Source organism: Paenalcaligenes sp. (genome assembly GCF_030152715.1).
Lineage (GTDB): Bacteria > Pseudomonadota > Gammaproteobacteria > Burkholderiales > Burkholderiaceae_B > Paenalcaligenes > Paenalcaligenes hermetiae.
On sequence record NZ_JASLIX010000081.1, the window covers coordinates 1 to 11,811 of the forward strand.

11 protein-coding genes and 1 pseudogene are annotated in these 11,811 nt (G+C 48.1%); 7 read left to right on the plus strand and 5 right to left on the minus strand.

The features are described 5' to 3' along the window. Nucleotides 1-64: 64 nt before the first annotated feature. Nucleotides 65-460, plus strand: a complete 396-nt coding sequence (gene tnpA, locus Q1V74_RS06515; RefSeq protein ID WP_300647587.1) for an IS200/IS605 family transposase — start codon at nt 65-67, stop codon at nt 458-460. Nucleotides 461-511: 51 nt separating this feature from the next. Here the strand turns inward: tnpA and Q1V74_RS06520 are convergent, their stop codons facing one another. Then, a complete protein-coding gene (locus tag Q1V74_RS06520) occupies nt 512-751 on the minus strand; it encodes an aldehyde dehydrogenase family protein (protein WP_300647577.1) in 240 nt (79 codons plus the stop codon). Nucleotides 752-948: 197 nt separating this feature from the next. Then, entirely contained in the window at nt 949-2,139 is a 1,191-nt protein-coding gene (locus tag Q1V74_RS06525; RefSeq protein ID WP_300647578.1) for an amino acid aminotransferase, read from the minus strand. Nucleotides 2,140-2,430: 291 nt separating this feature from the next. On the opposite strand from Q1V74_RS06525, the gene Q1V74_RS06530 reads away from it, so the two are divergent. From Q1V74_RS06530 to Q1V74_RS06545, 4 genes are read left to right on the plus strand one after another with little or no spacing between them, the layout of a single operon-like run. Continuing rightward, a complete protein-coding gene (locus tag Q1V74_RS06530; RefSeq protein ID WP_300647579.1) occupies nt 2,431-3,567 on the plus strand; it encodes an ABC transporter permease in 1,137 nt (378 codons plus the stop codon). Further along, the gene (locus tag Q1V74_RS06535; RefSeq protein WP_260650688.1) at nt 3,568-4,398 is read left to right on the plus strand and encodes an ATP-binding cassette domain-containing protein; all 831 of its coding nucleotides are present in this window, start codon (nt 3,568-3,570) and stop codon (nt 4,396-4,398) included. Then, nucleotides 4,398-5,318, plus strand: a complete 921-nt coding sequence (locus tag Q1V74_RS06540; protein WP_300647580.1) for an MlaD family protein — start codon at nt 4,398-4,400, stop codon at nt 5,316-5,318. Before Q1V74_RS06535 ends, Q1V74_RS06540 begins: the two co-directional genes overlap by 1 nt. Continuing rightward, nucleotides 5,315-5,911 (plus strand): ABC-type transport auxiliary lipoprotein family protein, encoded by a 597-nt coding sequence (locus tag Q1V74_RS06545; protein ID WP_300647581.1) that lies wholly within the window; start codon nt 5,315-5,317, stop codon nt 5,909-5,911. The genes Q1V74_RS06540 and Q1V74_RS06545 overlap by 4 nt, the downstream gene beginning before the upstream one ends. Nucleotides 5,912-5,932: 21 nt before the next feature. Here the strand turns inward: Q1V74_RS06545 and Q1V74_RS06550 are convergent, their stop codons facing one another. Then, nucleotides 5,933-7,024: an LLM class flavin-dependent oxidoreductase gene (locus Q1V74_RS06550; protein ID WP_300647582.1), complete on the minus strand. Its 1,092-nt coding sequence runs from the start codon at nt 7,022-7,024 to the stop codon at nt 5,933-5,935. Nucleotides 7,025-7,234: 210 nt separating this feature from the next. On the opposite strand from Q1V74_RS06550, the gene Q1V74_RS06555 reads away from it, so the two are divergent. Both Q1V74_RS06555 and Q1V74_RS06560 read left to right on the plus strand, forming a co-directional pair. Next, nucleotides 7,235-8,197: a helix-turn-helix domain-containing protein gene (locus tag Q1V74_RS06555; protein WP_300647583.1), complete on the plus strand. Its 963-nt coding sequence runs from the start codon at nt 7,235-7,237 to the stop codon at nt 8,195-8,197. A 58-nt stretch (nt 8,198-8,255) separates the two neighbouring features. Continuing rightward, nucleotides 8,256-9,737: a TolC family protein gene (locus Q1V74_RS06560; protein WP_300647584.1), complete on the plus strand. Its 1,482-nt coding sequence runs from the start codon at nt 8,256-8,258 to the stop codon at nt 9,735-9,737. Here Q1V74_RS06560 and Q1V74_RS06565 read toward each other — a convergent pair. Beyond that, on the minus strand, nt 9,723-11,456 hold the full coding sequence (locus Q1V74_RS06565) for an FUSC family protein (protein ID WP_300647585.1): 1,734 nt from the start codon (nt 11,454-11,456) through the stop codon (nt 9,723-9,725). The genes Q1V74_RS06560 and Q1V74_RS06565 overlap by 15 nt on opposite strands. Next, a pseudogene (locus tag Q1V74_RS06570) lies at nt 11,449-11,811 on the minus strand (multidrug transporter subunit MdtN); the annotation flags it as partial. The pseudogene Q1V74_RS06570 and the gene Q1V74_RS06565, both read right to left, overlap by 8 nt.

Here is an 11,811-nt window from a genome sequence, read left to right on the forward strand (position 1 = left end):
CGTCTGGTCGCAGTTCGTATTTGAAGGCTTGGAGGCGTTGCATGCGGATATTATAATTTGGCCTATGAGCGACGACAACGATATTAGGCATGGACGACACGGCGTTTTTAAGATGCATGTCCATTTGGTCTTTGTAGCGAAGTATCGCCGCAGAGTGTTCGATGGAGATGCTATCAACCGGCTGCGCACGATCTTCGCCAAAGTCTGCGCCGACTTCGAGGCGCAACTGATCAAGATGGACGGCGAGGACGATCACGTTCACCTGCTTGTGGAATACCCGCCCAAGGTGGCTGTCTCCAATCTCGTGAACAGCCTCAAAGGCGTCTCCAGTCGCCTGCTGCGGAAGGAACGGCCCGACATCCAGAAGCGCTACTGGAAAGGCGTGCTGTGGTCGCCGTCCTATTTCGCTTCAAGCGGCGGCGGCGCGCCGATTTCCATCGTGCGCCAGTACATCGAGTAGCAGCAAACCCCACACTGAAACCCAAAGACAAGGACGGCTGCGCCGTCCGCGCTATCCTTCCCCGCCCTGAACGGCGGGACTTGTCGCGCACCGGGTCAGCGGTAGTGTCAATGCCTGATGCGCCGCTTTTACAGCCAGATCCACACCCTGAACTCCCGCTTCGGGTTGCTGTGCAATCACTTGCCCTGTAGCGGGGTTATAAACAGGAATGCGTACACCTTGGCTTTGATCTACTGGCTGGCCGCCAATAATCATATGCTCTCGAATCCCTGAAATTGTCTGCGTTGTCATAATAAATTGGTCTCCTCGTTATACGGGCTAAGGCGTTTTTTTACACTTCAAGTATAAAAAGCAGCGCTCGCCACATTTGTGTTTTTGTGCATGAGAATTTGTGCTTTTAGGCATCCACTCATGAAATCAAGGGTAATCACTAGGCATAAAAAAAGGACGCTCAAAGCGTCCTTGCTCTTAAGATAACGAAAAGTAATTTACACAACCGCAGCTAATGATTTAGCGTAATACTCTACGTTTTTTGTTGTTAACCCTGGTACGCTAATACGCCCTGAATCTAACATATAGACCCCAAACTCCTCGCGTAACCGTAGAATTTGTTCCAAAGACAAGCCGGTATAACTAAACATGCCCTGCTGCTTAATCATATAGCTCGCATCATAATGCGGGGCTAGTTCTGTTAGCCTGTCATAAACCGTTTGACGCATCGTATGAATACGCGCACGCATCGCATCGACGGCATCTACCCAACCTTGATACAGCTCGGGGGTATTTAACACTGTCGCAATTGCGTGCCCCCCATGCGAAGGCGGGTTAGAGTAATTTTTACGCACCCATGCATTCAGTTGGCCTAAAACTCGCTCTGCAGCAGCCTGATCTTTGCACACTACCGATAAGCCACCACAGCGCTCAGAATAATAAGAAAAATTCTTAGAAAAAGAGTTTGCGACTAAAAACAATACACCGGCTTGTGCCATAGCCCGTACCGCATAGGCATCCTCATCGAGCCCCTGCCCAAACCCCTGATAAGCCATATCTAAAAAGGGGATGAGCTGCTTTTCTTTAATGAGCGCAATCAGTTGCTGCCACTGTTCCTTGGATAAGTCGGCCCCGGTTGGGTTATGACAGCAAGGGTGCAATAGCACAAAGCTCTGAGCAGGTAACTGCGCCAGATCAGCCATCATGCCTTCAAAGTCCACCCCTTGGGTCTGAGCATCAAAATAACGGTATTTATTAGTTTTGATACCACAGCCCCCAAAAATCGCATGGTGATTGTCCCAAGCCGGATCACTAATCCACATTTGACTATCTGGATAGGCCTCGTGCAAAAGATCACCCCCAACTTTTAACGCACCGGTACCACCTAATGTCTGAATCGTAGCAATGCGTTTAGACTGATACGCTTCGCTCTGCTCGCCAAATACCAAACGCTGAACCCCATCCCGATACGTGTCTAATCCTTCCATGGGCAAATAAGTACGAGGCAATTTCTTTGCTGCCCAATGTTTCTCTGCCGCTTGGGTACAGTCGAGCAAAGGTACGCTGCCGTCATCCTCAAAGTACAGGCCAATAGTTAGGTTAACCTTGTTTTCACGCTGATCCGCCTGATATTGCGCGGCGATACGAAAAATAGGATCCCCTGCATAAGGGGCGACATGTTCAAACATAAATGTTTCCTATAGCAATTTCTATTTCAATCCTACTCACCAACTCTAAGTGTATACCTTGTTTTTTCGCCACATGCCCTTTTTGTTTAGTGGTAAACCCTAGGAGTCTGCCCCCATCCTTTTTTCAATCACACTTCGTGCATAACCTCTAACTTGTACTAAAATGCATAGATTGTCTAAACAGCAGAGCCAAAGCCTGCCACAAATTGCAAAGATTCGCCAAAACGAGCGTGATTGCCCCCAGCTATCGCTGATAAACAACAACCGGTTTATTTTTTTACGGTAGACTTTGTGTCTATGGCTCAATCCTCCTTTCACTTTCTTCGCTATGAAAACAACACCCTGTTTCTTCAGGGTGAATGGGTGTTAGCGCACTACCGTCAGCTGTGTCACGAGCTCGCTCAGTTTACGCAGCATGCCCAAAAATACGAGCATATTGATTTTTCCTCATTAGAAAAACTGGATACAGCAGGCGCAGAACAGTTGTGTTTGCTCATGACACCAGAACATCTTGAAGCGCAGCTCGATCATGCGCAAGGGCTATCAGCGGAACGCGCCGCCCTGCTACGCACCGTGGCCCATGCTCTCAGTACTCAAGAACCACCCCCGCCGCTACCACAGCACTCTGCTATTGGCGATTTTTTTGTACGTATCGGCGAAGCTACCCACCGCTTTTGGCGCCAAGCAATAGAGTTACTCGCTTTTATTGGTCTTACTCTAGAGACCCTGTTTTTCAATATGCTACGCCCCAGCCAATGGCGTGTAACAGCGATTGTGGCGCAGGTCGAAGAAACCGCTTTTAATGCCGTACCCATTATTGCACTCCTAACTTTTTTAGTCGGCGCCGTGATTGCGTTTTTAGGGGCTACGATCTTAGCGGATTTTGGAGCAACAATTTATACCGTTAACTTGGTCGGCTTTTCTTTTCTACGTGAGTTTGCGGTCCTTTTGACGGCAATCCTCATGGCCGGGCGCACCGCCAGTGCGTTTACAGCTCAGATTGGCTCCATGAAAGCCAACGAAGAAATTGATGCGTTGCGTGCCCAAGGGCTCAACCCCTTGCTAATTCTAGTAATACCCCGTGTCTTAGCCATGCTACTTGCCTTACCCATGCTGACCTTTATTGGTATGATTGCGGGGATTTTCGGGGGTGCTTTAGTCAGCTTTTGGACCTTAGACATCTCGCCCACCATGTTTATTGAGATTTTTAAGCAAGACGTTTCTGTACGCCACTTCTTTTTAGGCATGGCAAAAGCACCTATTTTTGCCTTTTTAATTGCAGTGATCGGCTGCTTAGAAGGGTTTAAGGTCACAGGAAGTGCACAATCCGTCGGGGAACGTACCACCGCAGCGGTCGTCCATTCCATTTTTATCGTGATTTTACTGGATGCGCTGGCCGCCTTGTTTTATATGGAAATGGGGTGGTAAATGACCGACTTAACCGACCGTAAAGCCCGTCAAAAAAAGCGTGAGCAAGAAGAACCCATCATTAAAGTGCGCCATTTACGCAATCAGTTTGGCTCACATGTGGTCCATGAGAATCTGGATATGGACGTCTACCCAGGCGAAATCGTCGGGGTTGTGGGCGGATCCGGTACTGGAAAATCCGTCTTATTACGTGCCATTTTAGGATTACGTCCACCTAACGAGGGCGAAATCACCGTTTTTGGTCAAAAAATTGCCGATCTTAATGCTGAACAACGTTCTAAATTGGAGCGTCGTTTTGGGGTGTTGTTTCAACAAGGGGCGTTGTTTTCATCCCTAACAGTGGTCGAAAACATTGCCATGCCCCTAATAGAACACAGTGGTCTGAGCCGCGCCGAAGCCGAAGACCTAGGACGGCTTAAAATGGCTCTCGCAGGCTTACCTGCCAATGCGGCACATAAATACCCTTCCGAGTTGTCCGGTGGAATGATAAAACGCGCTGCTTTGGCACGAGCGCTTGCTTTAGATCCTGAGATTTTGTTTTTGGATGAGCCCACGGCCGGATTGGATCCTATTGGGGCCAGCGATTTTGATCAACTTATTTTGACCTTACGTGATGCCTTAGGATTAACGGTCTATTTAGTCACCCATGACTTAGACACGCTCTACACCATTTGTGATCGTGTCGCCGTGCTATCCCAGAAGCGAGTCATCATCAATGATAGTTTAGACGTCGTCGAGCAATTTGATGACCCCTGGGTTCAGGATTATTTTCAGGGGCCCCGTGGGCGCGCCGCTCAAAAAGCAGAACAACGACGTCAGGAGAATACATAATGGAACCACGCGCACATCATATTCTGATCGGCGTTTTTACTTTACTCATCGCTACCGGCGCAGTCCTGTTTGCGCTCTGGCTAGCCAAAACCGGTAATGATAATAAAACCAAAGACTACACCGTGGTCTTTACCGAGGCTGTCCGAGGGCTAAGCCGCGGCAGCGCCGTGCAATACAATGGGATTCGTATTGGTGAGGTCACACGATTAGAGCTAGACCCACAAGATATCCGTCGTGTGCTTGTGAGCATTACGATTCAAGAAACCATCCCCGTAAAAGAAAACACCAAGGCGCGCTTAGCCTTAACAGGTATTACGGGAACCTCTGTAATTGAACTCACAGGTGGCACGCCAGATAGCCCTGACCTGGTTGCCCCTGAGGGCGAAAAAAAACCCATTATCATGGCTACACCCTCACCTATTGCACAACTGATGGCCGGTGGTGAGGAGTTAATGACCAATGTCTCCGAGCTACTGATTAATGCTAACGCTTTTTTATCTTCCGATAATGCCAAACGTATTGGTAACAGCATTGAGCAACTCGAAAAACTACTCGAACAACTTGCTGACGGTACTCAAGACCTTCCCGACTTATTTGCAAGTCTAAATAGCGCAAGCGCCGAAGCAGAAAAAATGCTCAAAGAAACACGCCAGCTGATTACAAAAGAAGGCAATGGTGCCTTTGCTAAAGCCAACGAAGCCATGCAAAACCTAACGCAAGCCACCCAAGAGCTACAACATATTCTCAAAGATAATGCGCCAGCCATCAACCAAGGCAGTCAAGGTTTTGCTCAAATCGCACCGGCTATGCAAGAATTACGCCAGACCCTTGCTAATATCAAAGCCATTACCCAAGAGCTTCATAATAATCCGGCTCAATATATGTTGGGCGGTGACACCATACAGGAATTCCAACCATGATTTGCACCACTCGTCATTTGATTCAACCTGTTTTGCTTAGCGCCGCTTTATTACTTGGGGGCTGCTCCATTCTGCCCGAAGCCGAGCCTCAAACTCGTTATGACCTGCCCGCCGCCCCAATGGCAGCACTGCAACAAAACAAAGATCACAGCCTTTATGTGGCAACACCTAATGCAAATCGCCTAATTAATAGCAATCGTGTGATCGTACAGCCAGATGGTAGTGAAATGCAGGTTTATAAAGGCACCCAATGGGCCGATAATGCTCCTGTCATTTTACGTGACCGCTTGGTACAAGCTCTACACGATGCACAGCTGTTTCAAGCGGTTAGCACCGATGCCGCCGTCAAAACAAAATGGGCGCTAGAGAGCTATCTACGTCATTTTCAAGTGCAATACCGCCAACAACAGCCCGTGGTTGTGGTACAGCTCGAGGCCCAGCTCATCGACAGAGCGCAATCCGTTATCCAGCGCAGCCAACGCTTTGTCATTGAACAGCCGGCGACCAGTACCGATATCCCTGCCGTCATCCAAGCTTTTGGGATGGCTGGGGACCAACTGAGCCAGCAGCTCCTACAATGGCTAGCTCAGTAGTTAAAAAACCCGTTCCCCATTTTAGGCGTCACGAATACCACGCGCTTTTAAAATGGGGAGCACCTCGTCACGAAAATAAGGAAACTCTTTGACGTAATCAAAAAATGAGAGCGTCGTCCCCCGAAAACCGACCTCATGCAGCGCACAGATTTGATCTGCCACATGCTCGGGTGTCCCTACCAGCGGAAAACCACCATGCCCTACTGTCATACGCTCTCGAATCTGAGCTAAAAGCTCATGGGGAAAAGAGTGCGCATGCGCAAACTGCAAATTCACTAAATTATCCACAGCCCCAGTATCTGCATGGTCAAGCATGCGCTGCCACTCTGCTTCTGCCTCTGCCTGGGTTGGGCGACAAATTACATGGGAAAAAGTCATCACCCCAACCTCACGCCCTTTATCTGCCGCCATTTTTTTAAGCTCAGCGACCTCTTGACGTGAGCGCTCTAGCTCCATGGCCGGCGTGAATAAAAAATTCGCATTACTGCTTGCAAACTCTCGCCCCTGACCAGAACCCGCTGCGTTAAAAATAGGAGGGTGATAATCAGGCCGTGGATCACTATGCACCTGTTTAAGCTGAAAATATTTTCCCTCCCAATCAAAACGTCCCGCATGATCCCACAGTTTGCGCACAACATCGAACCATTCTTGCGCATACCCATATCGCGTTTCATGATCATTAGGCAAATCTAGACCTAGTGCATCATATTCAGGCTTATTCCAACCCGCTACGATATTTAGACCCACACGATTGCCACTAATTTGAGCCATCGTGGCTATCTGCTTAGCCAACGCCACAGGATGGTTAGCAACGGTATGTACTGTTGCAAAAACATTGATATTTTTCGTATGTGCTAACAGTGCCGTCGCCCAGGTAATAGTTTCTAACACATAGCCATGAAAATCCGTCTCGCCGCGATACCCCACCCAGCGCGCGATTGGTAACATAAAATCAATGCCAGCCTCATCAAGCATCTGCGCCAGTTTTACGTTGTTTTCCCATGTGGCCTGCCAGCGATCAGGTAAAGTTGACACGGTCATACCACCACCACAATTCGTGGCAAATGTACCGAGCAAAAAATGGTCCTTAGTTAATAAACGATTTTGCGCCATGCTTGTCTCCTAAACATAATAAGTCTTTGTTTTATATTTAAAAACATAACGCTGACTGCTACTATCTAAAAACTGCACCCCTATCAAAAAACCGCACATTTTTCCTGTGGATTCCCAGCTCTTGACTTGCTGCGTATATGTACTAATAGATTAGGCCTAAATTAATTACTACTATAGTATTTTTGTGGAATCGTTTATAAGGAGGCTCGTATGCATCAACTTCTACAGCGTTATGCTCAACTGCACTCCTACGACGTAGATCAGGTGCAACATCATGTCGCACAAGTACTCTGTCCCCACCACCTGAAAATAAATAACGCCTCCCAACTCAATACCCACCTTTACTATCGCGCAAGCCAACGACTGGGCTGGGGGCGCTTACGTTATGGTGCTACGGTTCATATTCAGCCCCAACCTTTAACCGATTTTTATCTTTTACAAATTCCTATTCAGGGCCACGAAAAAATTCAGCTTTCTCATCAAAGCTTTTATTACAGCTCACAACGTGCTTCGTTGCTTAACCCAAACCAAATTTTTTCTATGCAACATAGTCAGCACACTGACAAGCTTTTTATTCGTATCTGTAAAACCAGCCTGGAACATTTTTTTCAAAAACACTACCAGCGTCCTTTACAAGATGAGCTTCTCTTTACTCCAGTATTAGCTCTGGACCAAGGGGCTGGTGCCAGTTTATGGCGCTTATTACAATGGCAATTTCAAGAAGCCTCTGAAGGCAGCTGGTTCGAACAAGCACAAGCCCAACGGCGACTAGAAGACACGTTTTTTGCTTGCTTATTAGATGTATGGGAGCACAATCAACTCTTACCTAGCGTACAAACATTAACACCTCACGCTATCAAGCAAGCCAAGGACTATATTCACCAACACTTAACAGAGCCTTTAAGCGTAACTCGTATTGCCCAACATGTTGGGATTAGCACCCGATCCCTCTATGCCGGATTTAAAGATTTTGTAGGCATTAGCCCCATGCAATACGTTAAAAAACAGCGTCTACACGATGTGCACCAACGCTTATTGCGAGCAGACCCCCAGCGCCACACAGTCACCGAGCTCGCTCTTCTTGCCGGCTTTAGTCATTTGGGTCAATTTGCCGCTGATTACCAACGTCTATATGGGGTACGTCCCTCTGTAACATTACAACAAAACGTCTAAACCAAAAGTAAAGATACGGGTACACTTAGTACTACAACAGTTTTTTGGTTTTTTATCTATGTTTAGATCGGGCGTTTTTTTATTGATGGTATCTTTACTGGTAGGTTGCCAAACGGCTTTGCCGCCCATCCCTAACCCACCACCAACGGTAAGCGCTAACCCACAACAGCCAGCGCCTACGGTACCCACTTACCCTCCTCAATTTAATTTAAGCCACCTACCAGAAGTGGAGCAACTGGATACACAACATAGTTATCAGCTCGAGGAGCTCATTCACTTAGCACAAGCCAATAACCCTATTACTCGCATTGCCTGGCTAGAAGCCGAGCAGGCCGCCATTGCTGCCGGTATGGTTAAAGCTACCTACCTACCAATGATTTCAGCCAGCGTCATTGGGGGCTACCAACGCAGCAAACGCCACACAGACCTAGACTTACCTCTTATAGATATTGACACCCGTACACACAGCTCTGTCCATGGGGTTGTCCCCGCCTTAAGCTTGAAATGGCTACTTTTTGATTTTGGCAAAAGAAATGCTTTACATGGTGCTGCCTCGGATATAAGCTTTGCCAGCCAAGTTAAATTTAACGCCGCGCATCAAGCCATCATCTTTAATGTGGCACGCACCTTTTACGAATACAGTGCAGCACGTCAAAAAACCGAGCTAGCTCGCCAACACTTACAAAACACCACTAAGCTTGTCGACGCCGCCCAGTCTCGATTTCAAGCAGGGGTCGGCACAGCGATAGACGTAGCTCAGGCTAAACAACTACAAGCACAAGCTAATTTCCGCTTGGTTCAAAACCAAGGCGCAGAGCGTAACGCTTATCACGCTCTAATTGCTGCAGCGGGCTTACCCCCCACTACGCAGATTCATATTGCTGACGCCTCTGATCGACAATTACCACGCTATGAGGACCTACCCGACGATGCTACGCTGCAAGCAGCACTGGCCTATCGCCCTGATCTCATCGCTACTGACGCGGCACGACGTGCCGCGGAAAAATCCATCGATTCGGTAAAAGCTGACTTCTTACCCAAAGTTGCCCTAATGGGCGTAGCATCAGCCGGCTCCACCCACTTTAATATCAATGGCCTGGCTGAAACCAGCCCGCAATCTGCCTCTACGGCTGTGCTATTGGGGGTGAGTATTCCTTTATTCGATGGTGGATTACGTCGCATGCGTTTGCGCGAAGCCGAAGCTCGCGCCGCCGCCGCTAAAGAGCTCGTACGTAAAAATCAAAACGATGCACTACGTGAAATTCATTTTGCTGCCAATAGCCTACGCTCTGCACTAGAGGCCTATACCGCCGCTACCGAATTGGTCGATGCGGTTCGCCTAACCTATGATGCGGCACTCGAGTCCTACGAGGTTGGACTAGGCAGCATGATGCTAGCCACCGAGGCCGCCAATGCTCTTATTGACGCCACTCAAGCTCAAACCGTCGCCTACTCAGCAGCTTTAATTGCCTCGGCAAATTTAGCCTTTATGATGGGACAAATCGACATCGCGGCCTTGCCTCCACTACACCAACGCTAGCTTTTCCGACCCCCCCGTTAACAAGCCACGCTGTTCAAAGCGCTGCTGTAACTGCTTGATTTGCGCACGCGTCTGCTTAATCACCGTTGCCGCGGGGCGTAGGTCATTCGGCTCTAAAAGCACTAGCCCAAACTCATATTTCACCCAAGCAAGCTCTTGGGCGATACCAGCGGCGCATTGTACCGCCGCCGCTTTATTTTGCGTGCTTTGCTGCCTTAACGTTTGAAGCTTATTCTCTATCACCTGAAGGCGCCGCTGCACCGAACGCATAACACTTTGCGGCCAAATATGGGTAAAAACCAAATACATCACCACGTTACCCAATAAAATCCCAACCACACGATCACGTGCCACACTCAAATCAATATCAGGCCCAAACCCTTGTAAAGTAATCAACAAAAAAGCAAATGCAATTTGAATCCCGGCATAGGAAATGCGCTCAGACCCCAGTGCCACCCAAGCGGCAAGCAAACATACCGCAAACACCGCGATCATCAAGGCACCAACCGATGTCATATACGGCATAAACAACAGCAGCACCACCGCCCCAAAAAAAGCACCGATCAAGCAACCAACAATACGCAAAAATAACTTATGAATGGTTTCTCCTGTGGAGCCTAGAGCGGCCACATAACACGTAATCATCGCTGTATGAATACCCTGCCAGTCAATAGCACTGTAAATCAAATAACACAGTACAGCCGCACCAGTCGCCTTAATAGCTATTTGTTGATAGATCGGGTTAGTTAGTGCATCGGCAGCAAAAAAGGGACGCTTTTCCTCGGGGATAACCGGTGGCTTATCCTCGCTGGCTAACGCCATCAAAGCGGTTTTGATTTCATGTGCAGCACTGTTGGTAATGTATGACTGCGTAAACGACCATAGCTGTGGTCGTTGCCCCTGCGCTAAGTCGTGTGCAGCAGCACGACAAGCGGCAGCTAACTCTGCATTATGCTCTGTCTGCTGTTGATTCCGTAACGCCAACACAGCCAATAAGATACGATAGCTCTGTAACACCGCCGCATCTAACCATTTATACGTAGCCGTAGGCACCAAATGAAAAGCTTTAAGCCACTTTAATCTTTTTTGCTGTGCTTCGACACCTAGTGCTAGATTTTGACGCAATGCGGTTGTTGGCGCTTGTCCCTCTAACGCCATCGCCGCCAACTGTAAGCGCTCAATAAGCTCATTGACTAACACATGCTTGGGCTGGCGCCCTACAAGTAAATTAAACCCAACCACCAGCGCCATTGGGGCGGCTACCATTAACCAAGCATACAGCAAAGCTCGAGTGGCCAGCTCCCCAACTGGCACATACATGAGCAAAGTCAGGACAAAAGCGATTACTAACGCAATAATGCCACCTAATGGGCCCAGACGACTGGCGGCACCTAAAAATAAAAAAAGCAATGAGCTAACGACCAAAGCAGTTAGCCGTGCTGGAGGTGAGTCAATGGTAAGATTCACTAGCCCAACAAGAGCCAAAATAACGATAGAAACCAAAACCACTAATGCCAAAGCCAATACCGTGCTTTCGGCAGCATCGGACTTCATAACAAAAAAAATCACATAACAGCTAATGGCTGCCTCGGGGATTTGGTAGGTCATTGCGACTAATGTCATTAGCGCACACAACAAAGCAATACGCCAAGACTGCTCCCAACGGCCACTAAACGGCCGCAGATCTGCTTTGACTCGAGACCAAATTGAACTAGTCACAATATTGCCCATCATGAATAATAGTGGTTGCAGAAGCTCCCATTCTTAATAATGACTCGTGCTCTGGTTTTATATCCAGTGCAATTTGTACGGGGAACCGCTGTGCGACTCTTACCCAGTTCACGGTTTTTTGTACATAAGGCATCCCACGTGGCAAATGAATAATGTCCTCTGACGAAACGCCCCAACCGATGTTTTCCACTTTGCCTTGGATCGCTACATTAGGATTAGCCATTACATATACTGTGGCACATAGACCTGGCTCTATATGTTTTAAAGCTGTTTCTCTATACATGGCCGTTGCATGCCAATGCGTGGTATCAATCAGGGTAAAAAGATTCATCTCTGGCATTAA